Source organism: Mesorhizobium sp. W016, assembly GCF_054719485.1.
In genome coordinates, this window is the sequence record NZ_JBTTIF010000002.1 from 2695810 (window position 1) to 2720594 (window position 24785).

26 protein-coding genes, 2 tRNA genes and 1 pseudogene are annotated in these 24785 nt (G+C 62.3%); 15 read left to right on the forward strand and 14 right to left on the reverse strand.

Annotated features, from left to right (window positions below; translation table 11 throughout):
* Positions 1–63 precede the first annotated feature (63 nt).
* The gene (locus tag ACYG9V_RS13410; RefSeq protein ID WP_023670289.1) at positions 64–318 is read left to right on the forward strand and encodes a FitA-like ribbon-helix-helix domain-containing protein; all 255 of its coding nucleotides are present in this window, start codon (positions 64–66) and stop codon (positions 316–318) included.
* Complete coding sequence (locus ACYG9V_RS13415) at positions 315–731, forward strand: type II toxin-antitoxin system VapC family toxin (RefSeq protein WP_023689057.1); 417 nt, start codon at positions 315–317, stop codon at positions 729–731. The genes ACYG9V_RS13410 and ACYG9V_RS13415 overlap by 4 nt, the downstream gene beginning before the upstream one ends.
* Positions 732–1038: 307 nt before the next feature.
* Here ACYG9V_RS13415 and ACYG9V_RS13420 read toward each other — a convergent pair whose 3' ends face one another.
* From ACYG9V_RS13420 to ACYG9V_RS13435, 4 genes are all read right to left on the reverse strand, one after another.
* Positions 1039–1299 (reverse strand): hypothetical protein, encoded by a 261-nt coding sequence (locus ACYG9V_RS13420; RefSeq protein ID WP_023689056.1) that lies wholly within the window; start codon positions 1297–1299, stop codon positions 1039–1041.
* 391 nt (positions 1300–1690) lie between these two features.
* Entirely contained in the window at positions 1691–2002 is a 312-nt protein-coding gene (locus ACYG9V_RS13425; RefSeq protein WP_023684765.1) for a hypothetical protein, read from the reverse strand.
* A gap of 179 nt (positions 2003–2181) precedes the next feature.
* Positions 2182–2258 (reverse strand) — tRNA-Pro (locus tag ACYG9V_RS13430).
* 51 nt (positions 2259–2309) lie between these two features.
* The gene (locus tag ACYG9V_RS13435) at positions 2310–3494 is read right to left on the reverse strand and encodes a flavin-containing monooxygenase (RefSeq protein ID WP_023715100.1); all 1185 of its coding nucleotides are present in this window, start codon (positions 3492–3494) and stop codon (positions 2310–2312) included.
* Positions 3495–3667: 173 nt separating this feature from the next.
* Here ACYG9V_RS13435 and ACYG9V_RS13440 point away from each other — a divergent pair, with 173 nt between their 5' ends.
* The 3 genes and pseudogenes from ACYG9V_RS13440 to ACYG9V_RS13450 all read left to right on the forward strand — a co-directional run bounded on the left by ACYG9V_RS13440 (position 3668) and on the right by ACYG9V_RS13450 (position 4482).
* Positions 3668–3973: an ETC complex I subunit gene (locus ACYG9V_RS13440; protein WP_023670294.1), complete on the forward strand. Its 306-nt coding sequence runs from the start codon at positions 3668–3670 to the stop codon at positions 3971–3973.
* A gap of 60 nt (positions 3974–4033) precedes the next feature.
* Positions 4034–4110, forward strand: a tRNA-Arg gene (locus tag ACYG9V_RS13445).
* Between the two features lie 50 nt (positions 4111–4160).
* A pseudogene (locus tag ACYG9V_RS13450) lies at positions 4161–4482 on the forward strand (HigA family addiction module antitoxin).
* Positions 4483–4642: 160 nt separating this feature from the next.
* Here the strand turns inward: ACYG9V_RS13450 and ACYG9V_RS13455 are convergent.
* Positions 4643–5023, reverse strand: a complete 381-nt coding sequence (locus ACYG9V_RS13455; RefSeq protein ID WP_023684767.1) for a hypothetical protein — start codon at positions 5021–5023, stop codon at positions 4643–4645.
* 166 nt (positions 5024–5189) lie between these two features.
* Between ACYG9V_RS13455 and ACYG9V_RS13460 the strand changes: the two genes are divergently transcribed.
* Both ACYG9V_RS13460 and ACYG9V_RS13465 read left to right on the forward strand, forming a co-directional pair.
* On the forward strand, positions 5190–5525 hold the full coding sequence (locus tag ACYG9V_RS13460; protein ID WP_023738659.1) for an antibiotic biosynthesis monooxygenase family protein: 336 nt from the start codon (positions 5190–5192) through the stop codon (positions 5523–5525).
* Positions 5525–6415, forward strand: coding sequence for an alpha/beta fold hydrolase (locus tag ACYG9V_RS13465; protein ID WP_023684769.1), 891 nt, complete (start codon positions 5525–5527; stop codon positions 6413–6415). The genes ACYG9V_RS13460 and ACYG9V_RS13465 overlap by 1 nt, the downstream gene beginning before the upstream one ends.
* A gap of 45 nt (positions 6416–6460) precedes the next feature.
* Here ACYG9V_RS13465 and ACYG9V_RS13470 read toward each other — a convergent pair whose 3' ends face one another.
* From ACYG9V_RS13470 to ACYG9V_RS13495, 6 genes are all read right to left on the reverse strand, one after another.
* A complete protein-coding gene (locus ACYG9V_RS13470) occupies positions 6461–7093 on the reverse strand; it encodes a LysE family translocator (protein WP_352764306.1) in 633 nt (210 codons plus the stop codon).
* 89 nt (positions 7094–7182) lie between these two features.
* Positions 7183–7989 carry an ABC transporter permease gene (locus tag ACYG9V_RS13475; RefSeq protein ID WP_023689053.1) on the reverse strand — a complete coding sequence of 269 codons (807 nt, stop codon included), beginning with the start codon at positions 7987–7989 and terminating at the stop codon, positions 7183–7185.
* Complete coding sequence (locus tag ACYG9V_RS13480; RefSeq protein ID WP_023670301.1) at positions 7989–8822, reverse strand: ABC transporter permease; 834 nt, start codon at positions 8820–8822, stop codon at positions 7989–7991. Before ACYG9V_RS13480 ends, ACYG9V_RS13475 begins: the two co-directional genes overlap by 1 nt.
* Positions 8823–8843: 21 nt before the next feature.
* Positions 8844–9959 carry an ABC transporter substrate-binding protein gene (locus ACYG9V_RS13485; protein ID WP_023689052.1) on the reverse strand — a complete coding sequence of 372 codons (1116 nt, stop codon included), beginning with the start codon at positions 9957–9959 and terminating at the stop codon, positions 8844–8846.
* Positions 9960–10041: 82 nt separating this feature from the next.
* The gene (locus ACYG9V_RS13490) at positions 10042–11133 is read right to left on the reverse strand and encodes an ABC transporter ATP-binding protein (RefSeq protein WP_023824105.1); all 1092 of its coding nucleotides are present in this window, start codon (positions 11131–11133) and stop codon (positions 10042–10044) included.
* A 103-nt stretch (positions 11134–11236) separates the two neighbouring features.
* The gene (locus tag ACYG9V_RS13495; RefSeq protein ID WP_023705214.1) at positions 11237–12133 is read right to left on the reverse strand and encodes a LysR substrate-binding domain-containing protein; all 897 of its coding nucleotides are present in this window, start codon (positions 12131–12133) and stop codon (positions 11237–11239) included.
* A gap of 83 nt (positions 12134–12216) precedes the next feature.
* Between ACYG9V_RS13495 and ACYG9V_RS13500 the strand changes: the two genes are divergently transcribed.
* Together ACYG9V_RS13500 and ACYG9V_RS13505 are read left to right on the forward strand one after the other, a co-directional pair.
* Entirely contained in the window at positions 12217–13818 is a 1602-nt protein-coding gene (locus ACYG9V_RS13500) for a zinc-binding metallopeptidase family protein (RefSeq protein WP_352764309.1), read from the forward strand.
* Positions 13819–13837: 19 nt separating this feature from the next.
* Positions 13838–14770: a dimethylarginine dimethylaminohydrolase family protein gene (locus ACYG9V_RS13505; protein ID WP_023693913.1), complete on the forward strand. Its 933-nt coding sequence runs from the start codon at positions 13838–13840 to the stop codon at positions 14768–14770.
* A gap of 324 nt (positions 14771–15094) precedes the next feature.
* Here the strand turns inward: ACYG9V_RS13505 and ACYG9V_RS13510 are convergent, their stop codons facing one another.
* The 3 genes from ACYG9V_RS13510 to ACYG9V_RS13520 form a co-directional block, all read right to left on the reverse strand.
* Positions 15095–15256: an FCD domain-containing protein gene (locus tag ACYG9V_RS13510; RefSeq protein WP_023752549.1), complete on the reverse strand. Its 162-nt coding sequence runs from the start codon at positions 15254–15256 to the stop codon at positions 15095–15097.
* A gap of 237 nt (positions 15257–15493) precedes the next feature.
* Positions 15494–15916 (reverse strand): hypothetical protein, encoded by a 423-nt coding sequence (locus ACYG9V_RS13515; protein WP_023684778.1) that lies wholly within the window; start codon positions 15914–15916, stop codon positions 15494–15496.
* A gap of 130 nt (positions 15917–16046) precedes the next feature.
* Positions 16047–16595: a cytochrome c gene (locus tag ACYG9V_RS13520; RefSeq protein WP_352597537.1), complete on the reverse strand. Its 549-nt coding sequence runs from the start codon at positions 16593–16595 to the stop codon at positions 16047–16049.
* A 531-nt stretch (positions 16596–17126) separates the two neighbouring features.
* Between ACYG9V_RS13520 and ACYG9V_RS13525 the strand changes: the two genes are divergently transcribed.
* The 6 genes from ACYG9V_RS13525 (at position 17127) to ACYG9V_RS13550 (ending at position 24781) form a co-directional block, all read left to right on the forward strand.
* Positions 17127–18641 (forward strand): tlde1 domain-containing protein, encoded by a 1515-nt coding sequence (locus ACYG9V_RS13525; RefSeq protein WP_352597538.1) that lies wholly within the window; start codon positions 17127–17129, stop codon positions 18639–18641.
* A 222-nt stretch (positions 18642–18863) separates the two neighbouring features.
* On the forward strand, positions 18864–19649 hold the full coding sequence (locus ACYG9V_RS13530) for a ThuA domain-containing protein (RefSeq protein WP_352595897.1): 786 nt from the start codon (positions 18864–18866) through the stop codon (positions 19647–19649).
* 102 nt (positions 19650–19751) lie between these two features.
* Positions 19752–20810: a Gfo/Idh/MocA family protein gene (locus tag ACYG9V_RS13535; RefSeq protein WP_023684783.1), complete on the forward strand. Its 1059-nt coding sequence runs from the start codon at positions 19752–19754 to the stop codon at positions 20808–20810.
* Positions 20811–20831: 21 nt separating this feature from the next.
* Positions 20832–21233 (forward strand): GFA family protein, encoded by a 402-nt coding sequence (locus ACYG9V_RS13540; RefSeq protein WP_023689042.1) that lies wholly within the window; start codon positions 20832–20834, stop codon positions 21231–21233.
* 196 nt (positions 21234–21429) lie between these two features.
* Entirely contained in the window at positions 21430–22095 is a 666-nt protein-coding gene (locus tag ACYG9V_RS13545) for a hypothetical protein (protein ID WP_023670314.1), read from the forward strand.
* 7 nt (positions 22096–22102) lie between these two features.
* Positions 22103–24781, forward strand: coding sequence for an OmpA family protein (locus tag ACYG9V_RS13550; protein WP_352764311.1), 2679 nt, complete (start codon positions 22103–22105; stop codon positions 24779–24781).
* The last annotated feature ends 4 nt before the right edge of the window (positions 24782–24785 follow it).

Sequence of the window (24785 nt, forward strand, 5' to 3'; positions counted from 1 at the left end):
ATGCATGGTGACATCACCTGAAACAATATGATACTTTCAATCAATGACATCGGAGCGATATCAATGCCTGCAGTGACCGTCCGAAATCTTCCGGAAGCGACCCACCGAGCTCTGCGTGTACGGGCGGCCTTGCACGGTCGCAGCACCGAGGCCGAGATACGCGACATTCTGGAAAACGCGGTGCGGCCGGACGGCCGTGTGAAACTCGGCTCCGTTCTGGCAGACATTGCCCGACGCGCCGGGCTGACCAATGAAGACGTGGAGGTCCTGGAGCAGGCTCGCGACAAGGCGCCGGCCGAACCGCTGGGGTTCGAATGATCCTCCTCGATACCAATGTCGTTTCGGAGGCCATGAAGCCCGAACCGCATCAAGCTGTGTTGGCCTGGCTTGATGACCAGGCCGAGGAAACGCTTTACCTCTCCAGTGTGACGCTCGCCGAAGTGCTGTTCGGCATCGAGGCCATGCCGGCGGGTCGTCGCAAGGCTGCGCTCGCTGAAACCTTCGCCGGTGTGTGCGCCGTGTTTGAGCGCCGCATCCTGCCTTTCGATACCGAGGCGGCCCGGCACTATGCCCGACTTGCAGTGAAGGCGAGGGCAGCCGGCAAGGGGTTTCCTGTGCCCGACGGCTACATCGCGGCAATCGCCTCCGCAAACGGCTTTCATCTCGCCTCGCGTGACACGGCGCCATTCCATGCGGCCGGCGTGCCTGTCATCGATCCTTGGCAGCCGTAATCAGGTACGGCAGCCCGACCAGAGCGCGAGCTGCGAACATGCGTTTCCGCAGGATTTCCTCTACAGCGACGACAGCGTGTTCGAATGAATACACTCGATCTCTCCGTGCCCACCGCCGCATGAGGGCCGCTGTCCCATTTCGGGAAACATTATCTGGCATCCGTCTTGCACCTGGGAACTTGCCGGCTGACCCCGGTCCTGGTCGCGTTCCTGATCGGGTTGTAGGCTCGCCGGGAGTGATGATTGGGGTTCTCGCCCGGCGAGCTTACCTTCGTAGAGCAGTCACCGGAGTGTCCGGGAGGGTGCCCTATAGCCACAACGCCGCCAGATACCGGACCAGCAGATAGACCACCGTATGCGCTGCCACGTAGCACGCGACGACGACGACAAAGAACAGCACGCTGGCGGGCCACGACCGGGGACGGCCTTGCCTCTTGCTCGGCCGGTTGTTCCAGATCCACAGGGCTGCACAGATAATGGCCCAGACGACGACGAACGGAACCGTGATGCGGATGTAAGCGAAGTAGGCAGGGCCAATCAGCGAAAGCCATGCCTCGAGACCAAGCATCCAGAATCTCCCCTTGCCCGGAGTCTAATGCATGTCGCTCAAAAGTGGTCCCGGTTTTGAGAGAACGACATGCATCAAAACAAAAATCAAAGCGCGTCGCCTGGATACGTTTCAGCGCGACGCGCTTTTAGACCGGCGATAGAGGTGGAAGCGAGGGGATTATCCCTGCGTCGATTTTCAGCCAAACCCGCCGAAGGGATGCTGTTCGATGACACGGGCGCCTGATGCATGTCGCTCAAGTGGCCCCGGTTTTGAGAGAACCGCATGCATCAAACATGCATCAAACAAGACCTCAAGCGCGTCGCGTGAGTCCGTTCAAATGAGACGCGCTTTAGGTCAGATTGGTGCTCCGGTCGCCAAACTCGGCCGTAGCAGGTCTAAAGCGATCGGATCAGCCGCAGACCCTGACCTCTTCGACGACCCTGTGGTGATGGCGCCAGTGCCTGACCAGTTCGATATGGCAGCGGTGATGGCGGTGGTGGCGCCTCCATTGGCCATCCTGGTTGTCGCTGTAGTCGTCGCCATAGTCGTCGCTATAGTCTTTGTGGCGCTGGTGATGGCGAAGAACCTGTATATCGCCATCGTCGGACGAATATTGATCGTCGTCATCGGACTGGATAGTCAGACTGGCGGCTTGCGCCGGTGCGATCAAAGCCGCCGTTCCGGCGAACGCGATCATCGAGGCGATGAGAAGGGTTTTCATTGTTTGCTCCTTGGGTTGAACATACACAACTCTCGGAGCGAACTGGTGTTCCAATGTAGGGTCCGATCGGCGAGCGGCTGCTGCTTGGGCAATGCGTGCCGCCATGCGCTACCGGCGAGGCAGCCATTGGCGACCTTGGAAGTGATACCTTGGGCAAGGACTGGCTTTGTGGGAAAAAATGGTCGGAGTGGAGAGATTCGAACTCCCGACCCTCTGGTCCCAAACCAGATGCGCTACCAGGCTGCGCTACACTCCGAGGCCCTGCGGCGTATACGGTTCCGGACCCTGTCACGCAACCCCTAAATCGTCAAACGGGGCTTGGCGGTCTGCGCTCCCGTGCAATCCTGGCTGCGATCGCCTTGGCCTGGATGCGGGCATTGGCGAAACAGCCGCGGATGCTCGGCCGCATGCCGGTGAACCACAGGCCCGGCAGTTTCGGGTCGCTGTTGGCGCCGTTGAACAGCGGCACGCCTTTTTCGTCGAGCACGCCGAGCTTGCCCAGCATGGCCTCGAGCCCGGTGCGGTAGCCGGTCGCGGCGATGACGATATCGGGCTGGATCGTCGCGCCATCGTCGAAAACGACCGTGTCGCCGGTAAATTCCCGCACGGTTGGCAGCACGATGATCCTGCGGTCCTTGATGGCATCGACGGCGCCGTCATCGGTGGCGATGGCGGTATAATCCGACGCCAGCCGGCTTGCGCCGCCCGAAGGCGTCGGCGGCAGGCCGTAGGCCGTGAGGTCGCCGAAGGCCCATCGCTGCGTCGCCGCCATCACCGCATCGGCGAGCTTGAACGGCAGCCGCGCCAGGATCGGCGAAAACCGGTGGACGGCGATCTGGCCGAGGCGCTTGGGCAGCAGTGCCGGACCGTTGCGCGCCGACAGCCAGATCTGTCCCGTGCCGGCTGCCGACAGGTGATTGAGCACGTCGAAGCCGGAATTGCCGGCGCCGACGACCAGCACTTTCTTGCCCGCATAGGCCTTGGCGTCGCCGAATGCGGCCGAATGGATGATGCGTCCGGCAAAGGCCTTCATGCCTTTCCAGGCCGGGATGAAGGGCTGCCGGTCGCGCCCGGTGGCGATGACGACATGGCGCGCCAGCCGCGGCCCGGCACTGGTCCGCACAAGCCAGTGGTCGCCCTCGAAGCCTATCTCCTCGACCGCAATGCCGAACTCGACCGGCAGCCGGTGCATGGCGTGGAATTCGTTCAAATGGCCGATGATGGTGTTTCGGTGCGGAAAGGCAGGGGTGCCGGCAGGAAAGGAAACGCCCGGCAGCGCCGAAAGGTCGCGATGCGTGTTGAGATGCAGTCGCTCGTGCCGCCCGTGCCATGGCTCGGCCAGCCGGGCTTCCTTTTCCAACACCATCACAGGCACGCCGGTCTTGAGCAGCGCATGGGCTGCGGTCAAGCCGGCTGCCCCGGCGCCGATCACGATCGCGCCGTCGAAAATCGCTTGGCTGTCGGCCTCGGCGTGCAAAATCCCTGCGTCCATGCCTCTTTGTGTCACCATCATGACCATGACTTTTGATGCTACGCCAGTGTATCGGGCCGATGCCGCTGCCGAAGCGGCCTGGTTGCAGGCCGCTTCGGCCTTGCCGTCGGCAGTGTTGCACAGTATTGACTGAAATAAGGCGGCGCTACCGCCAACGCAGCTACGAGGTGCCCATGTCCGCGCGAATTTTCAGCCCAGCCAAAACCGCGATGCAGTCCGGCAAGGCCAAGACCGGCCATTGGGTGCTGGAATTCGATCCCGCCCAACGCAAGAAGATCGACCCGCTGATGGGCTACACCACATCGGGCGACATGCTGAGCCAGATCAGGCTGACCTTCGACACCAGGGAAGAGGCGGTGGCCTATGCCGAAAAGCAGGGCCTGGCCTTCCGTGTCGAGGAGCCGAAAGAGACCAAGCGCCGGCAGATTTCCTATGCGGAAAATTTCCGCTATGACCGCAGGATACCCTGGACGCATTAACCGGCGGTCAGCGCCTGGCACATAGACACCAGCCGGCCAAGATATCAAATGCCGGCCAGCGGTCCCGTAGCTCAGCTGGATAGAGCACCGGCCTTCTAAGCCGATGGTCACAGGTTCGAATCCTGTCGGGATCGCCAATTTTGCCGGGTCCATTCCGGACACATAGGTTACGGTTTGTACCTGGCATATGGGTAGCACTCTGAAGGTGTACGAACGAAACAGAACGACCGAGCGCTGCCCTTCCCATCCTGGCGCGTTGCTCGACGACATCGTTCCCGCCGCCGGCAAGACCAAGGTGGAAATCGCCAATCTGCTCGGAATCTCGCGCCCAGCAGCTCTACGATATCATCCGTGAGAAGAAGCCGGTATCGCCTGCCGTGGCCGCCCTTCTTGGCAAGATGTTCGGCGATGGTGCCGCGATCTGGCTCAGGATGCAGGCCGCGTATGATGCCTGGCATGCGGAGCGCGAAGTTGACGTTAGCGCCATCCCGACCCTGCATGCTGCCTGAAGGTAGAGCGCGTTCGCTGACGGCAGCGGTCCCGTAGCTCCGCCGGATAGAGCACCGGCCTTCTAAGCCGATGGTCACAGCTTCGAATCCTGCCAATAATTTCAATACCTTAGGTGAGGCGTCGCGGCGCCGGAGACTGAAGGTCGTCCTTGTTAGCCATCTACCGGTAAAGTTTCGGGTATTTGGCCCTCTCGCTTTGGCAACTTGCCGATCTCTGGGCCGCCATTGCGAAAGCCCTCTCATAGGTATGGATGGCCATGTTGAACTTTCGGGGGTCTGGGGTCAGGTGTTTGTCCCGCCCATCATACAAAAGGACCGGGACGGCGAAAATTGCTTTTCCGTCTTCCGTTGGCCTCAACGCCGGACATCTTTGCCTTACGCCAACGAGGTCACCGGCCATTCTGGCGGCCGAATTTAACCTTGCATCGGACATCCGAGCCAGGAAGTTGATGTTTTGCTGTTCCCCTTGTCCGGCCGAGGCAGCCGACAATGCGAAGAAAATTCCTGCGGTGAATACAGCGAAAGCTAGACGTAGTTTCATTGTGCCCTCCCAAGTTGAGCACAAGAGAGCACGTTTGGACTTGACAGGATAGCCGCGTGTCCAGTGCAAGTTACTGTACGGAACCTTTGCCATACGTCGACTATCAGCCAGTTGTGCGGCCAGTCAGGATAGTCGGAACGCGGCGCGCCTTCGGGTGTTATAGGAGATGGCACCGAAAACCCCGACCATTGCGCGCATCTGGCGCGGCAGGACCTCGCCCGGCAGGGCCGACGCCTATGAGCGCTACAATTACGAGGCTGGTATCAAGCCGCTGATCGAGAAAGCGCTTGGCGTGCAGACTTTTCGCGAGGACACGCCGACGCATTCGGAATTCATCACCATCTCCTATTGGGAGAGCGTCGAGGCGATGGCCGCCTTTACCGGCGGCGATCCGCAAAGCATCCACCATCTCGACCGCGACAAGGAGTTCCTGATCGAATTGCCGAAGGGTGTCCAGGTGCTGCGAATCCGTTCCAGCCACGGACTGGTTGGCGGCAGCTGATGTTTGCGGGCTTTGACGCCAGGACCGTTCAAATGGAGGAGACATCGATCTTCGTCAGGGCCGGTGGCTCAGGGCCGCCGTTGCTGCTCCTGCATGGCTTTCCCGAAACGCATGTGATGTGGCGGGACATCGCCGTGGCCCTGGCGCCGCATTTCAGCGTGGTCGCCGCCGATCTGAGAGGCTACGGACAAAGCGGCTGTCCGGCTTCCGGAGCCAATCATGCCGCCTATTCCAAACGAGCGATGGCGCGCGACATGGTGCAGGTTATGGACGTTCTCGGTTTCGACCGTTTCATGGTTGCCGGCCACGACCGTGGCGGTCGCGTCGCCTACCGGCTGGCGCTCGACCATCCCGAAACCGTGTCGAAAGTCGCCGTTCTCGACATCGTCCCCACGGCCTCCGCCTGGGATCGGGCCGATGCCAGGTTGGCGCTGGCCTTCTGGCCGTGGAGCCTGCTCGCCCAGCCGGAACCGCTGCCTGAGCGCCTGTTGTCCGCAGCACCCGACGCAGTTGTCGACAATGCGATCGCCGGCTGGGGCTCGGCTCCAGATGCTTTTCCCGCTGAGGTCAGGGCCGCCTATATCGAGGCGCTGCGTGATCCCGCCCATGCCCACGCCATCTGCGAGGAATATCGCGCCGCCGCAGGCATCGACCGCGAGCACGACGCGCAGGACCAGGCTGATGGCTGTCGCATCAGATGCCCGCTGCTTGCGCTCTGGAGCGGCGAGGGCGGGTTGGAGAACTGGTATGCGGAGGAGGGCGGCCCGTTGGCGATCTGGCGGCAATGGGCTGATAACGTCGGAGGCGGCTCGGTCAAGGGTGGGCATTTCTTCCCGGAAGAGCACCCCGAAGACACGGCTGCAAGGCTGTCGAGATTCTTCGCAAGCTGACTACGGGCCGATTGCTAAATCCGGCCCTGTGTAGTCCTGTGTCGACTATCTCAGATGCCCGAGGGATTGCAGGATCAAAGTGCTCGAAAGACCAAGCAGGGCGATACCGTACAACCGGTCGATCCACACGGCGTTTGGCCCAGCCAGAAGCCTTGCAGCCCGCGCGCCAAGGGCTGCGTAAAACGTCAGCACAAACACATCGGCAAGCGCGGCGATAATGGCCAGGATGCCATACTGGATCGCGATCGGCTCATCCACGCGGACAAAATGCGGCAGGATCGCGGGGAAAAGCAGCCAGGCCGCCGGATTTGTGACCGCCACCAGGAAGCAGCGCCCAATGAGTGCCTTGGCTGAATGGCGTGTTTCGAGAAGGTTAGGGTTGAACGAAGGTCGGGACGCGGTGCGCAGGGTACCGATGGCGACGAAAAGCAGATAGCCCGCGCCGAACATCCTGAGAGCCGAGAGATAGAATTCCGAAGCCAGCAGAAGAGCGCCGAAGCCCAGCGCGACGATGCTGATAAGAACGAAATCAGACAGTACGACGCCGGCCATGCCGAGAAACGCGCGTCGAAAACCGTAGCGGGAGCCGTTGGTGATGGCGAGCACGACGTCCGGTCCCGGAACCGCCATTCCGAGCACCGACACGAAGGCAAATGTCACCAGCGGCAGGTTTCCCATGACGCCGCGTAATGTACCCGGCGCTCACCGTCCGTAACGCCCTTCACACAGCGGCTTGGCTATCGCCGATTGTTGTTGGCCACCTTGGCTCAGTGCCCGCCGCGCATCTTCACCACCACAGTCCTCACCGCCAGCACCAGCACGGTGATGATGATCAGGATCACCGAGAGCGCGGCGATCGCCGGGTCGATGTTGTCGCGCAGGCCCATCCACATCAGCCGCGGCAGCGTGATGGCGTTGACCGAGGTGATGAACAGGGTGACGCCGATCTCTTCCCAGGACAGCACGAAGGACAGCAGCGCGGCGGTGACGATGCCGAACTTGATGTTGGGCATGATGATGCGCGTGGCGCGCTCCCACACGCCGGCGCCAAGGCCGCGCGCGGCAAGGTCGATGCGGCGGTCGAGCTGGCTGAGCGAGACCAGGATCAGCACCGTGGCGAAAGGCACCGTCATCACCGAATGCGCCATGGCGACGCCGAGCCAGGTGTCGTAGCCGAAGAACGAGCTCATGCCCGAGATCGACGTCAGCAGGAAGTAGAGCGTGATCGCCGAGACCACCGGCGGCACCACCATCGGCAACAGCACGAAGCCGACAAGGGTGGCCGTGAAGCGCGGCTGGAACATCCAGACGCCAAGGCTGAAGCACAGCGCCAGCACGGTGGAGATGACGCTGCTGACGATGCCGATGCGGATCGACAGCAGGATGGCGTCGAGCCAGCGCGGATCCTCGATCAGCGCGCGGTAGTGGCGCAGCGACAGTTCGCCCGTCGGCATAGCCAGCATGCGGCTTGGCGTCAGCGACACTGGGATGACCGCCAGCAGCGGCAGCAGCAGGAACAGCGCCACCAGCACGGCGAGGATCAGCGAGACGGGACCGGGGCGATAGGTCGGCATCAGATCAGTTGCTTCGGTCTGACATAACGGAACAGCAGCGCCATGAGCGCGCCGACGAACAGCACCAGCACGACGCTGATCGCCGCACCCAGTCCCCAGTCGGGACTCTGGAAGATGCGGAGATAGATCAGCTCGGCGATCATCACGCTGCGGCCGCCGCCGAGGATCGCCGGCGTGACGAAGAAGCCGAGCGAGAAGACGAACACGATCATCGCCGAACCGATGATGCCGGAGCGCGTCATCGGCACGAACACGGTCCAGAAGGTGCGCATACGGCTGGAGCCGAGCCCGCGCGCCGCGAGCAGCACGCGCTCGTCGAGGCTGCGCATGGCGGAGGCCAGCGGGAACACCGCGAAGGGAATGAGGAAATGCGTCATGCCGACGATGACGCCGAACTCGTTGCGCACCAGCGCCAGCGGCTCGGAGATGAAGCCGATCGATTGCAGCCAGGTGTTGATCAGGCCGCGGTTGGACAAAAGCGCCACCCAGCCGAAGGCGCGGGTAAGCACCGAGATCCAGAAGGGGACGAGAATGCAGAATTCAGCGATTATGCGCTGTGCCGGGCTGCCGCGCACCCACACCATGGTGATGGCGTATGCCGCCGCCACGGAAACCACGGTGACGATCAGCGCGATGCGCAGCGTGCGGATGAACACAGACTGCACCAGGGCATCGGTGGCGAGCGCGCCATACTGGCCGAGCCCCGGTGTCGGCAAGGTGACGCTCCACTTGACGACGCCGAGGAACGGCCAGGCGTAGGCCAGCACAAGGAACAGCAGCAGCGGCGCCATCAGCACCGCCGCGCCCATCCTGTCGGAGAGGGTGCCTCTCATCGAAGCTCGTGCCCGGCCTGGTCAGGCCGAGATGATCTTGGTGTATTCGTCGAGTGCTGCCCCGTAATTCTTGGCGTACCAGTCCATGTCGAGCGCGATCTGCTTCTTCATGTTTTCGGGATCGACCGGGTTGATGCGCTTCTTGTCGGCGGGGATCAGCGCATCGGCGGCCGGATTGGCCGGACCCTGTCCGAGCTTGTCGAACATCACCAGTTGCTTTTGCGGATCCTGGGCGCTGGCGATGAACTTCATCGCTGCGTCCTTGCCGCCGGGGTTGCCCTTGAGCACGGCCAGCGCGCCGGGCGAAATCAGGCCCTGATCCCAGATGAACTTGATCTTGCCGCCCGAGTCCTGCTCGATCAGCGAGGCGCGGGTCGACCACACGATCGCCATCGAGGCTTCGCCGTTGAGCAGCACGCTCTGGCTCTCGGCGCCGCCGCCCCAGTAAGCCACGACGTTTTCCTTGAAGGCGGCGATCTTGTCATGCGCGCGCTTCAGGTCGAGCGGGTAGAGCGAGGCCGGCGCGATGCCGTCTGCGAGAAGTGCGGCTTCCCAACTCGACACGCCCCATTTGTAGAGCGAGCGCTTGCCCGGAAACTTCTTCACGTCGAAGAAGTCGGCCATGCCGGTCGGCGCGTCCTTGCCGTATTTCTCGGAATCATAGGCGATGACATAGGAGAAGAAATAGGTCGACGCCGCGTATTCCCAGCCGAACCCCTCGCGCATCTTCTTCTTGTCGACGATGGCGTAGTCGATCGGCTCGAGCGCACCCTGCGCGCCGAGCGTGATGGCCGAGAACGGGTCGACGTCGACAAGGTCCCAGGTCGGCGCGCCGCTCTTGAACTGTGCGGCAATCGCGCCTTCGGTCGGGCCCGAACCGTCCATCTTGACGGTGATGCCGGTTTCCTTGGTGAAGGCCTGGCCGTAGGCGGCGTCATAAGCGGTAAGGGCATCGCCACCCCAGTTGACCAGCACCAGCTCCTTGGCCTGCGCAAAGGCACCGGTCGAGCGCAGCAGCATCGGTGTGCCGGCCAGCACGAGGGCTGCAAGCTGGGTGAATTGCCGGCGCGAAATCTCGCCGCGCACAGCCCGGGCGGTCAGCCCGTCCATGGCTTGTTTTTTGCTTTGGTTTGTCATTTTAGTTCCCCTTTTTCGTTTTGGTTCCGGTGGTTATGGCGCGCTCCAGATTCTTTGCTGGAAGACTTCGCCGTTCTCGTCGTCATCCTCCGTCCGGAAGGAGGAAACCCTTTTCCGCCGGCCATGTCAGCCAGACGGAATTGCCTTTGCTGAGTGCAGCCGCCGCGACCTCGTTCGGCACCGAGACGGTCACCTTGGCGCCCTGGCGTGTCGTCAGATCGAGTTTGGTCGCCGCACCCAGATAGGTCGAGCCGATGGCGGTGGCGGCAATGCCGTTCTCGCCGGCGGCGGCTTCGCGCGTGATCGACATATGTTCGGGCCGGATCGCCAATATGGCATCGCCACGGACTTTCTCGGCCTTGCAAAGCATGTTGACCGCGCGGTCCTCGCAGAGGCCCGTCGAGCCATTGTCGGCGGGCTTGACCCCCTTCAACGGCAGCATGTTGATCTCGCCAAGGAACTCGGCGACGAAGCGGTTGTCCGGCCGGTCGTAGACCTCGTCCGGCGCTCCGACCTGCAGCAATTTTCCGTGGTTGAAGATGGCGACGCGCGACGACAGCGCCAGCGCCTCGCTCTGGTCGTGGGTGACGAAGACGAAGGTGGTGCCGGTCTCCTGATGCAGCCGCTTCATCTCGGCCTGCATCTGGCCGCGCAGGCTCTTGTCGAGCGCTGAGAACGGCTCGTCGAGGAGCAGCACGCCGGGTTCGAACACCAAAGCGCGGGCCAACGCCACGCGCTGCTGCTGGCCGCCGGAAAGCTGCGCCGGCAGTTTCGTCTCATGGCCCTTGAGGCCGACGCGCTCGATCATCTCGGCAACGCGGCGCTTGATCTCGGAAGCCGATTTCTTGCGCACCTTGAGCGGGAAGGCGATGTTGGCCTCGACCGACATATGCGGAAACAGCGCATAGCCTTGGAACACCATGCCGGCGGCACGCTGCTCGGCCGGCCGTTCGGTGATATCGACGCCGTCACTGAAAAGCCTGCCGACGGTGGGCTGCACGAAGCCGGCCAGAATCATCAGGAAGGTGGTCTTGCCGGAACCCGAGGGGCCGAGCAGCGTCAAAAACTCGCCGCGGCCGATATTGAGCGTCAGATCGTCCAGCGCCTGGAACGAGCCGAAGCTCTTGCCGATCCCGATTGCCTTGATCTCTGCGGCCCGGCCGGGTTGCTGCATCCTGCCTCTTCCTTGATCGTGGCTTGAGCGTAGGGCAGTGCGCCGGCTCACCGCAACCGAATAGTTTTCGCCTGATCGGCAAATTTGATTCACGGATGGGAGGCTAGTACGGGCTGATCCGGTTCTCCGACAGCTTCGACCTCAACCACCCATTGAATGCTTCCAGCACCGGGTGGCTGGCCTTGGCATGTTCCGACACCAGGAAATACGAGCGCGGCGAGGGGATCGCGATGTCGAAGGGGCGCACCAGACGGCCTTCGCTGAGCGCGCGGCGGCTGGTCAGTTCGTCGCCCATTGCGATGCCTTGTCCGGCGATCGCCGCGGAGAAGACGAGGTTCATGTCCGAGAAGAAGATACCGCTTTCGGTGTCGGGGTTTTCCACCTTGGACAGCGCCAGCCAGCGCGCCCAGTCCTCGGTGTCGCCGAGATGCAGGAGATTGGCGCGCAGCACGTCGGCCGGTTTTGAAAAGCCGCCGACCTTGTTGAGCAGTGTCGGGCTGCAAAGTGGCGTGAACGAGATTTCGCACAGCAACTCCACCGAGCGGTTCGGCCAGTTGCCGACGCCGAAGGCAATGAAGGCATCGGCGTCCGGATTGCTGACATCGTCCAGCCGCCGCGGCGTCAGGATCGACAGCGCCACGTCTGGATACATCTGCCGGAACTCGCCGATGTGCGTGCACAGGAACAGAGAGGCGAAGCCCGGCGTGCAGGAAACGGCGAACGAACCGCCGACGCCCGTGCCGGCCTGGCGCGTCACCGCATCGCCGAGCACCGTCAGCGCCTTTCTCACATCGGCGGCATAGCGCTGGCCGCGCGGTGTCAGCGCCACGCCCTTGCCGATGCGCTCCAGCAGGTCGAAGCCGAGGTCGCGTTCGAGCAGCCGCAACTGATGGCTGACGGCGCTGCGGGTCAAATGCAGTTCATCGGCTGCGCGCCAGACACTGCCGTGACGGGCAAAACTGTCGAGGGCGCGCAGCGCCTGTGTGGAAGGTATTCGCAAGAGGCCTCAGGTGAACCGAATTTGCATGAACCGGAAAAACATATCACTTTTTGCAATGCCGCTTCACTGCTTTCTTGGGCCGCATGGAGAAACCGGTGACGACCTCGGCGCAAGCCACCGCGCTTGCCTGTCTCGATAGCATCCAGCCGTCGCTGTCGGCGTGGACGCGCACCATTTTCGATTTCGGCGAAACAGCCTGGCGCGAATACCAGTCGGCGGCCTGGTATGTCGCGCGGCTGAAGCATGAGGGCTTTTCGGTCGAGGAAGGGTCGGCCGGCATGCCGACCGCCTTTTGCGCCCACTGGACGAACGGCCCGGGGCCGACCATCGGCATGTACGGCGAATACGACGCCGTGCCCGGCAACTGCCAGGACGCGGCAACGGTGAAGCGATCGCGGCCGGGCCTCGGCAGCGAGGCCGGCGGCCACACCGATCCGCATTCCGGGCTTGGCATTGCCGGCCTCGGCGGACTTCTCGCCACCAAGGCGGCAATGCAACGCCACGGCATCGAGGGGACGTTGCGCTTCACCGGCGAGCCGGCCGAGAAGGTCAGGGGCTCGAAGCCGATCCATGCGGCCAAGGGCTACTATGACGGCCTTGCCGGCATGATCTCCTTCCACCCCTTCTATATGCTGCCGCTCTGCAACACGGCGCGCTGGGACACGCATTGCGGCGCGGCCTACGCGATGATCTACCGTTTTGTCTGCGACGAACCCGAAAACTGGGTTCGCGCAAGCGATGGCGCGCCGATCCCGCAGGCGCATTCGGCGGTGCGGGCGCCCGGTGCCAATGACGCGCTGATGACGATGTACATGACCTCCAAGGCGCTGCGCGATTCCATGCTGCCTCACCAGGGCGGCTGGTCGATCAGCGAGGCGATCCTCACCGCCGGGCAGGCGACCGCCGACAATCTGCCGGCGGGGCTGGCCGAGATCCAGTACATGATCCGCGTGCCGACCATTGCCATGGCAGAGCAGGTCACCGCGGTGCTCGACCGTAATGCGGCCGCGGCCGCGGCGATCAGCGGTTGTCGCTATGAGCGCCATTGGGTGTCGAAGTCGCGGCCGGGCCTCGCCAATCACGCCATGGCAGGGATTGCCTATGAGGCGCTGTCCACCGTTGGCGCTCCGAACTGGGACGAGGCGGCGAAAGCGATCGGTCGCGAGGTCCAGGTCAATGCCGGCGGCACCGCGACCGACAACCCTTTCATCGACGAGATGGAGCGGCTGGTTGCGCCGCAAGAGGCCGAGGCAATCCTGCGCCGCGATTTGCCTCCGTCGCAGATCAACTCGACCTCCGACGACTACACCGACATGTCGTGGCACACGCCGACCGCACGCTTCTATGTCGCCCGCCCGGCGCTGCGCTCGGCGAATGGCCATGCCTATCCATCCTGGGCGATGAACGCGCTGGGCGGTATCTCGGCCACCATCGACCCGATGGTCATTTGCGCCGCCAAGACGGTTGCGCTTGCAGCCCTCCGCCTGCTCGAGGACAAGTCCGCGCGCGATGCGGCCATGGACGAATTCGTCACCCGCACTGGCGGCGGCGTCGGCGGCTCGAACTGGATCGCGCCGCTTTGCGACTATGACCCGCCGATCAATTTCCGCTGGCCGGAATATGTCACCACCGCGCGCGGACGCGATTGGTGGATTCCGAGCAGCCAATCCAATCAAGCTGCATAGTCAAATCGAGGAGAACCTTATGACCGTCCATGACCGCATCGTCGCCGAACCGTTCTCGCTGCAGCGCCGCAATCCCGCCGGCGGCACCAAGCCGCTGACATCATGGGGCTTTGCCAATGAGACCGACGTGCTGACAGACGTGTTGCTCGGCTCGCCAAACTTCCTGCGCCACCTCTCGACCAGCTCGCTCTCGCGCAAGCATTTGCGCGAAGCGCCCTGCAACGTCCAGATCGCGCAGGCGCAGCACAAGGACCTCGTCGCCGCCTACGAGCATTTCGGCGTCAACATCCACTGGCACGAGCCGACGCCGGAACTGCCGATGCAGGTCTATTCCAGAGACTCCAGCGTCATGACGCCCTACGGCGCCTTCATCACCGCCATGGCCAATTGGTGGCGGCGCGGCGAGAACTATGCCGCCATCCGCACCTATGAAAAGCTCGGCATCCCCATCTACGACATGGTCACGGCTGGCACCTTCGAAGGCGGCGACTTCAACGTCATCGAGGAGGGCGTGGTGCTGATCGGCTGCGGCGGCGCCCGCACGCAGGAAGAGGGCGCCCGGCAGGTGCAGGACTGGTTCGAAAAGGAAGGCTGGGAAACGCGCCTCGCCTTCATCGACGAATACTATGTCCATATCGATCTGATGGTGGTGCCGATCGCTGAAAAGCTCACCGCGGTGTGCCTCGCCTGCACCGAGCCCGGCATTGTCGACTGGCTGAAGGGCAAGGGCCACGAGATCATCGACGTGCCCTTCCAGGACACGATGGCGCTCGGCTGCAACTTCATGTCGCTGGGCAAGGACAGGGTCATCGCGCCGACGTCGAGCCAGTCGCTGATCGGCCAGCTCAAGGCACGCGGCTTCGAGGTTGCTGCCGTCGACATGAGCGAGATTTCCAAGACCGGCGGCGGCATTCACTGCATGGCGCAGGCGCTCAAGCGCGAGCCGGCGTAAGGGCACGAATTGCCGCCGGGACCTGTGACGGACTGCTGCCAGATTTGACAAAACAGGCCCGGCAGAGGAAATTGATGCCGTTAGAGGAGGGATTCTGTGAAGAAAACTTACGAAAAGCCGAGTCTGGCCAAAGCCGGCAAACTCGGATCGCTGGTCGCTTCAAACCCGTCGAAGCCCGCCCCCTGAGCGCAACCAGCCGCTGAGGCCGAAATTCGGTCGTCCTGGTTATCGACGACCGGATCGCGCTGTATGATTGAAGGGAGCCCGCCGGCTTTGAACGGCGGGCTTTTTGCTTTGCGCCAGAGCGCTGCCGCGTCTGCCGGGCTAGTCCAATCTGCCCGAACCTGAATTGAACTTGCGCCGGGCGTTTTCCAGATGCGCCCGCATCGCTTGGCCGGCCGCTTCCGGGTCGCGGCGCTCGATCGCCTCGAACACCGCCTGGTGGCCGGCAAAGCTCGTGCGGTTTTCGATCTCCGTATTGGCCACGTGGATGCGCTGATTGATTAGCCATTCGACCTAGCCGTTGATTGTGAAACCAAGCCAGCTTCCCCAAAAGATCATGCCCAAACAAAGCCATAGCGCGAAGACCACATGCGCGCCGTTCCCGCCCGCCCGGCGATCAGGGAGTGGCTGGCGTGAGATGGCCGCGCTGACGACGGAACGAGATCGCCTCGTCTGGCCGGCCGGACTCGCGACGGCGTGGTCCGGCCGGAATTCCATCTGCTATGCGGGTATCAATACGGCGATGCGATGCACGCCGACCTCCTTGCTTGTATTCGTCGCTTCATCGGTCTTGCCCTTGGAGCAGGTGTACATATCACCCGTCTTGAGCTTGAATTCCTTGTCCGCTTTCTTGATCGTGAATGCACCTGAGGTAATGGTGCACACCATGTCGTTGTCCATCACGGTTTGAGGAGCATGTGCTCCGGGCTGAAACACAACGTCGATAATGGCGATGCTCTTGTAGGCGGGAATGTCTGCATTGCCGGTGCCGACCTCCACCACCCTGACACCGGGCGCAATCTCCTTGCCCTCTTTCGGGCCGTATTTCTTGATTTTTGCCGATGCCGCCAAGGTGAACAAAGGCGCTACCGCGGCGGTCGTCAGACCGAGGGCAATTGCAGACCTGCGATTCATGGTTTTCATTGCATCCTCCCGATGCTCGTCATGCATGGATATGCACGATCCTCGATATATTAGCACAAACGAATTTACTTGTATGCAAAGTGGCTGTGGCGCAGGCCAGCAAGGAAATGCTCCGCCGGATAATGTTGCTTCACTGTACCTTTTGCCGGAATTTCGAATGACAGGTCGAGCAATCCTGCAGGATGAGATGCAGGATATGCTCCGCCGGCAGTTTGGTCGGATCGGCTTCCTCTGGAATCGAGTGCTTGCCGAGCAGGCTGCCGCCGCGCATCGCCAGGCCGGTGCCCATGCGCATGTCATCGGTGATGACGGCCGGCGCGCTTTGGGCCTTGGCGGCCAGCGCGCGCGCCAGCGCCCCGATATGATTTGCCAGCGCCTCGAATTCCCGTGACTGATCGATCACCAGCCTAGCCTGCGAAGGCGGTCCAAGCGAGCCGCTCGGAAATTCGGCAATCAGGGCAGGGCCGGTGCGCGCGCGCAGCGTGTCCGCAGCCGCCTTGAAGGCTGCCGCGTCATAGGCTTGCCTGCGGTCGAACATGCCGGCAATGGTTTTCGCAGCCGCCGCCATCTCCTTCATCGACGCCTGGCGGGCCGCGACGATCGGTCCGCTGCCGACGGAGGCGGCCATCGTAAGGGCACAGACCAGCCACAGCAGCGCCGCTTTCACAGTCCATCTCACGGCGCCATGTCCTTGCCCCATCCATCCGTGATCAGCCAGCCGCAGCAGGGGTTCGACCTGCAGTCGGATTCTTCGGTCGTGATGCCGGTTCTCATCGGTAAATTTCCGTCGCCGGAGGTCTCCGTCTCTAATCAGATAGACCTTCCAGCCACCGGAAGGTCAACTGATTGAGAAGGCCGATCAGCGGGCAATCAGCACAGGCTTGCAGCAGGCTGACGCAGCGTTTCCTTGACTTGGATCGCAAAAACGGGCAGCAAGGCGGGGGTGAGGGAGAGCATTTCTACCGTGGCGCAGACCACGGAGTGCTCTTTTTTTCGTATCAGGCGCCGCATAATCGGTGGCTGATGGAGGGATTGGTTAACCAACTTTGTCCATCTTTTGATTCAATCGGCAACAGACGCGAAAGGTGCAGGGGGCACCAGCGAACTGTGGATGTCACGGATGCGAGGGTCGCAAGCCTGCATGCCGATTGAGAGTGGTTGTATGGCGTTTTTGCGTTTGAAAGACCGGGGCGACACTCCTGAACGGGGTTTGACTTCGAAGAGATCCGGCCAGCGCTGGGTGGTGGTGCCGGTTGTCGGCGCGGCCTTGGCGCTGTGGTCGGTGGCAACCATGGCCGGCCTCTATTCGCTCGGCACCTCGCTCACCGCCGCTTCCAACAGCCTTCCGCGCAGTCTGCTTCTGCCGAACGCAGCACTTGCCGATTCGCGCCGCAGCCTCGCCAATTCGTGGGCGCCTCGGCTTTCGGCGCAAAAATTACAGACCTCGCTGCTCAGCCAATGCGACGCCGGCTGCGCGCATGCCGCCGCGAACTTCGCGCATGACGGCAAGATGGCGCGGCTGAAGCCGGCCGCGCACGCTGTGGCCCCGAGCAGTGTCGCCTCAAACATTGCGCCAAACACCAGCGTCGCTCTCGCCACTTCGCGCGGCATGCGCTTCGACGGCGTGGTGGCCAAGGCAGAGCTGTCGCCGCAAAAGCTGGCTGCCGCCTTCGCCAAGGCCTCGAATGCGCCCTTCATGCTTGCCAGCCTTCCGGTCGCTGCCCGTTTCGCCGAAGTCCGGCTGCCCGATCAGCATGGCCCGGCCTCGGAACGCTTTGGGCCGGAAGTGGCTGAGATCGAACGCTCGTCGCGCCTGGCGCTGGCGCTGGCCAACAGCTTGCCGGAAGACGCTGACATGCTGGCCCCGCCGCCGGCCGTTGAAGCAATCGCCGGAGGGCAGGATCCTGAGCAGGCCGAGGTTCAGGTCGCTTCGCTGCCGCCGCAGGACGATCTGCCCGACAACATTGCGTTGCCCGGTTGGCGTCCACGCGCCGAAACCGCTCAGCCTGCCGAGGCTCGGCAAGCCAGCAAGCCCAGGGCAGCCAAGCCACAGACCGACAGGACGGCCGAGAGCCCCGCACCCCAGTCGCCGGGCAATTCGTCGCCGCGCTCGCCACGCAGTACTTCGGAGGTCGCCGCACTGCCTGGCGTGCCAGACAGCCAGAGCATCCAATCAAGCCGGATCAAGCCTGGCAAACGGTCGAAGACACAGGCCGGCGAGATGCTGGCCTATGCCAAGCCGGACGTCCCGGCGGGCGGTGTCGGTCGCGCCTTCAAGGATCTGTTCGCCACGCCCGGAATGGGCGGCGGCGTCGCCGTCTACGATATCTCGGCCAAGACCGTCTACATGCCGGACGGCTCGCGGCTGGAGGCCCATTCGGGGCTGGGTTCGATGGTCGACCAGCCGCGCTTCGTGCACAAGAAGAATGTCGGCCCGACGCCGCCCAACACCTATGATCTGCGGCTGCGCGAATCCCGCTTCCATGGCGTCGAGGCGCTCCGTCTCACTCCCGTCAGCGGCGGCAACAAATACGGCCGCGACGGCCTGCTCGCCCACACCTACATGCTGCGCGGCGGCCGTGCGGAATCCAATGGCTGCGTCGTCTTCAAGGACTACGCCCGCTTCCTTGCCGCCTACAAGAAGGGCAAGATCAAACGCCTCGTCGTCGTGCCGCGCCTGACCAAGCCGCTGACGCGGGTCGCTCAGGAAGGCCGGGGAGCGTAAGGCAGTAGGCAGTAGGCAGTAGGCAGTAGGCAGTAGGCAGTAGGCAGTAGGCAGTAGGCAGTAGGCAGTAGGCAGTAGGCAGTAGGCAGTAGGGCCCAGGAGCGTCCATCGCCTGTTGATTGTTTTTCTGCCCCTATTGCCTATTCCCCACTGCCTATTCCCTTTTCACCCCCAGGCAGACTATGAGTGACCCCTGCGGGTCGGCTTCACCACGAGGACATCATGACAATACGCGCTGTCGTTTGGGGCGAGAACATCCATGAGCGGACCAATGAGGTGGTCGCAGCCCTCTATCCCGAGGGCATGCACACGACCATCGCCAAGGCGCTGAATGCCGACAAGGCGATCTCCGCCTCGACCGCCACGCTCGAGCAGCCGGAGCACGGCCTGCCGGCCGACCGTCTGGCCGAGACCGACGTGCTGGTCTGGTGGGGCCACAAGGATCATGGCGCGGTGGCCGACGAAGTCGTCGAGCGCGTCGCCCGCCGGGTCTTTGAAGGCATGGGGCTGATCGTTCTCCATTCCGGTCATTTCTCGAAAATCTTCAAGCGGCTGATGGGCACGCCCTGCACGCTGAAATGGCGCGAGGCGGGTGAGCGCGAGCGGCTCTGGGTGACCAGTCCCAGCCATCCGATCGCCGATGGCGTCAGCGAATATTTCGAGCTCGAGAATGAAGAAATGTATGGCGAACAGTTCGCCGTGCCGGAGCCGCTGGAGACCGTCTTCATTTCCTGGTTCCAGGGCGGCGAGGTATTCCGCTCCGGGCTGACCTATCGCCGCGGCGCCGGCAATGTCTTCTACTTTCGCCCGGGCCACGAGACCTATCCGACCTACCACGACGCCAATGTGCACAAGGTGCTGCGCAATGCGGTGAAGTGGGCGCACAACCCGCAAGGCACCAAGTCGGCGATTCTCGATGCGCCGAATGTGCCTGTCGACAAGGCGCTGGAGCCGATCGTCGAGCGTGGTGGCAAGCTGCACGCCTCGGGCGAGGCCGGCTTCCGCTAAAGCAAAATCCAGGAAAAGGCGTAGCGGCTTTCCGCATGGGTTTGCCTAGAGCCCATCCGCGCCATATGATTGAATCGAACCAATTCGCTCGGAGTGCAGAAAATGCGGCTTTTGATACTGGGAACCGGCTGGATGGCGCAGGAGCATGCCCGCCGCTTCGGCGGTATCGACGGCGTCGAGATCGTCGGTGCTGTCGACGTCGATGAAAAGCGCGTTGGCGAATTTGCCGACGGGTTCAAGATACCGAAGCGGTTCACATCCCTGGAAGACGCGCTGGCGTGGGGCGAGTTCGATGCGGTCGCCAACGTCACGCCCGACCGCATTCACCACCCGACCACCATGGCGCTGATCGCGGCCGGCAAGCCGGTACTGTGCGAAAAGCCGCTGGCCGAAGACTTCGGCAAGGCAAGCGAGATGGCCAAAGCGGCTGAGGCCGCCGGCATCGTCAACATGGTCAACCTCACCTATCGCAATGTCGCTGCCTTGCAGAAGGCGCGACAGATGGTGCTGGCCGGCGAGATCGGCACCGTCCGCCACGTCGAGTCCTCCTATCTGCAGAGCTGGCTGGTGTCGAAATTCTGGGGCGACTGGCGCACCGACCCGAAATGGCTGTGGCGGCTGTCGCGTGACCACGGCTCCAACGGCGTGCTCGGCGATGTCGGCATCCACATCCTCGATTTCGCCAGCTATGGCGCCGCACTCGACGTCGACCACGTGTTTTGCCGGCTGCGCACCTTCGACAAGGCGCCAGGCAACCGCATCGGCGAATACGACCTCGACGCCAATGACAGCTTCGCCATGACGCTGGATTTCTCCAACGGCGCCTTTGGCGTCGTTCACGCCAGCCGCTGGGCGACCGGCCACATCAACGAATTGCGCCTGCGCATCTATGGCGACAAGGGCGGCATCGAAGTCGTGCACAATCTCGAGGGTTCGGAACTGAAGGCGTGTGTCGGCGAGGATATCGAGAACGCCAAATGGCAGGTGCTCGACGCCGGCACGGTGCCGACCAATTACCAGCGCTTCGTCGATGCGGTTCGCAGCGGCGTGCAGGCCGAGCCTTCATTCCACCATGCCGCCGAACTGCAGAAGGTGCTGGATCTGGCCATGGTTTCGGAACAGAAGCGGACGGAACTGAGGGCCAGCGCCGATACGCAGTGATGTGAAGGGGAGGAAGAAACTATGGTCTCGCGCCGCGCGCAATGTCTCTGCGGCCAGCTTTCAGCCGTCTGTTCGGGCGAGCCGGTGCGCATCTCGGTCTGCCACTGCCTCGACTGCAAGCGCCGCACCGGCAGCGCCTTCAGCTACAATGTCCGGTTTGCGCAAGCTGATGTATCGATCGAGGGGCGGGCGAAGCAGTTCACGCGCACCGGCGACGAGGGCGGCCGCGTCATCTACAATTTCTGTCCGGAGTGCGGCGCCGCCGTCCACTATCGGATCGACACGCAACCCGGCGTGATCGCCATTCCCGTCGGCGCCTTCGCCGACCCGTCGTTCCCGCCGCCCTTTCAGTCTTTTTACCACGAAAGCCGGCGCTGTGAGTGGGTCGAGATCAATGCCGAGCCGCTGGCGACGTTCGACTGAAGGCCGCTTTTTGGATACCCGGAACCGTCGGCACGCTCCGCGCCTTCAAGAGGGCATCGCCCCTGATTGCCATTGCCGGGCCGTTAGCCATCGCGCTCGGCTGCCCCATGAATAGGCATAAGTCAAGACGAATCCGGCTTGCGGCCCGATTGCTGACATGCTTACCTGACGGCATGTGTTCAATGGGGGTATATGGATGGCTAAGGAATCTTCGAATTCCGCTTCTTCAGAAAAGAAGGCGGACGTAAATCTGATAGGTAACACAGAAGGAAACGGGCTGAACTTCATGGGAGTTCAGGCTCGCGAAAACGGAACCGCCGGCGACGCCGTCGGTGTCGACAAGATCCGTGACCTGCTGTTCGGCAACCAGATGCAGGACTATGACCGCCGTTTTTCCAAGCTTGAAGAACGGGTGTTGCAGCGCTTCAAGGATGTCGAGTCCGAGGCCAAGCGCAATCTCGAAATGTACGAGTCGAATGCAAAGAAGCAGATCGATTCGCTTGCAGGGCAATTGCGGAGCGAAAAAGATTCACGAGCCGATGCCGACAAGGAGATCGACCGGAATCTTCGCGAGCAAAACCAGGCTCTTGAAAAGCAGGTGCGCACGTTGTCGGATCAGTTGAGCGCGCTCGAGCGCGACGTTTCGGACCGGATAAATCGAAACGATCATTTGCTGCGTGAGGAAATCAAGCAGAAGAATGAAGGCGTTCAGATGCTGATCGAGAAGATGTTTGCCGACCTCAGCAACGTCAAGACCGACCGAAATCTTTTGGCTGGCCTGTTTGTCGAGGTTGCAAAGTGTCTCAATCAGGATCCCGTCGGGAGCAAGAGTAACTCGGACCGCAGCTGGAAAGTGAGTTGATGGGACCTTGACGTCCACCGTCGACCCATTCAACCTTCCGCAAAGAACAGCCTCGAACGATACAGAGATTGATCGCGAGGCTCTGGCTCGTCTTTTGATCGAAATTGCCCGGAACGTTGATCCGGACTACCGTGCGCAGTTCGAGGCGGTTCCCACCGCCGATCCGCGCATGGAAACGCTGCGGCAGTTGCTGGTCAGCCGCGAAATCTCGGAGCTTTCACGCGTTACGCATCTGCTCGACGAACCCGAGCAGCTTGCGGCGGCCGTGGGCGACGTTCTTCCCAGTGCTGCCGGACGAGCGCCTTACGCGCAACTCGGCGAGGCGCTTGCGCCAGCTGTCGAACGGGCTGTGCAACGGTCGATCCAGAAGAGCCCGCGCACGCTGACGGACATATTGTACCCGGTGTTTCTGCCGGCAATTCGCAAGTCGATCGGGGAAAAGATCGACCAGACCTTTCAGTCGCTGAATGAAACTCTAAGGCACATATTCACCTGGCACGGGCTCAAGTGGAGACTTGAAGCCTGGAGAACAGGGGCAAGCTTCTCGGCAGTTGTTCTGAAGCATTCCCTTGTCTACCGTGTGGAACATGCCTTTCTCATTCATCGGAATTCCGGCCTTTTGATAGCGCATATAACTGCCGACAATGCGACGAGCGAAGATCCTCAGCTCATTTCTTCGATGCTCAGTGCGATTCAGGATTTTGTAAAAGACTCATTTAACGAGAAAGAGCAGAGCGGCCTGGACACAATCCGTTTCGGCGAGCTTCGTCTCTGGTCGGAAGTTGGACCGTTTGCGACACTGGTTTCGGTGATCCGGGGAAATCCGCCGGAGGAATTGCATGAAATCGTTCGCGATGTGTTGCTTCGCATCCATGAGCAATCCTCAGAGGCTTTAGAGCAGTTCGACGGCGACGGTTCGCAGCTGGCCTCCGTAGAGGCGCAGTTGCAGACCTGCGTCGAGCTCAAGCAAGAGGAATCAAACGACGGATTTCCGTGGCTGGTGGCGGCCGTTGCCCTGTTGCTCTTGAGTCTGGCAGGCGGTTGGTACTTTCTTTCCTGGCAATCAGCGCAGCGCTGGCAGGCTTACGTGTCGCGCTGGCAGGCTTACGTGTCGCGAGTGGAGGCCCAGCCGGGCATCATCGTTGCCGAACAGCAGGTACGCGATGGCCAGTTCTATATTGCCGGCCTGAGGGACCCGCTTGCCGTCGACCCGCAGTCGCTGTTGTCAGGCACGGGAGTCGATCCGGCCGGGGTTCATCCGCAATGGCAATTTTATCAGAGCCTTGAGCCGGAGTTCGTGCTGAAGCGGCTGACGGCGTCGCTGGCTCCGTCGGATTCAGTGCGACTTTCGATTGTCGATGGCCGCATCGTCGCCGAGGGTGAGGCTCCCGACACCTGGATCAGCCGGGCGCGCGCGGCGGCCCAGCAGCTTTCGGCAGGCGGGCCGGTGTTCGATATCTCGGGGGTTCGTGACGTAAGTCCCCAAGTGCGCGAGGCGGAGCGCTGGCACGCCTATGTGTCGCGACTGGAGACCCAGCCGGGCATCATCGTTGCAGACCAAAAGATAAGCGACGGCCAATTCTATATCGCCGGCCTGCGAGACCCGCTTGGCGCCGATCCGCAGTCGCTGTTGTCGGGAACAGAGGTCGATCCCGCCCGGGTTCATGCGCAGTGGCAGTTCTATCAGAGCCTTGAGCCGGAGTTCGTGCTGAAGCGGCTGACGGCGTCACTGTATCCGCCGGATACAGTACGACTTTCGATCGTCGATGATCGCATCGTTGCCGAGGGTGAGGCTCCCGACACCTGGATCGATCGCGCGCGCGCAGCGGCCCGGCAGCTTTCGGCAGGCGGACCCGAATTCGACATCTCCAAGGTTCGTGACGTGAGCCCCGAAGCACGCGCGGCGGAGCACTGGCAGTATTATGTGTCGCGACTTGAGGCCCAATCGGGAATCATCGTCGCCCAACAAAGCGCGAGGGGCGGACATTTCTACATTTCCGGCTTGAGAGACCCGCTTGCCGCCGACCCGCAAGCCCTGCTCTCCGGAACGGACGTTGATCCTGCCCGCGTTCATGCACAGTGGCAATTCTATCAGAGCCTTGATCCGAAGTTTGTGGTGAAGCGGCTGACGGCGGCGCTGTCCCCGCCGAAAACCGTTCAGCTCTCGATCATCCAGGGTCGCATCGTGGCCGTGGGTGAGGCTCCTGCCGGCTGGATCAACCGCGCGCGGGCCGCCGCTGAACAACTTTCGGCGGACGGAGTGGTTCTGGATGTCTCGCAGCTGCGTGAGCTGAACCTTGCAGAACTTAATCATTTGCGGCAGGCGATCCAGACGACCGATATTTTCTTCTCTTCCGGCAAGGTTGTGCCGGGACCGGAGCAGACGCCGGTTCTCGACAGGTTGGCGGATCAAATAAAGGAATTCGCCCAGAGTGCCCGCAATTCCGGCGTAACGGCGCGGTTCATGTTGACCGGGCATTCGGACACCACGGGCCGTGAGACGGCCAACGCGTCGATCAGCGCCGCCCGCGCCGAGACAGTTCGTGCGCTTCTCAACAAGCGCGGCGTTGCTCCCGAACTGCTGCTGGTTCGGGGCGCGGGCACTTTTGAGCCGGCTGTACCTGAAAACAGTCTAACCGGTAGCTCCACCAATCGCCGGGTTTCGATTACGGTAAACCTGGACTAGCGGA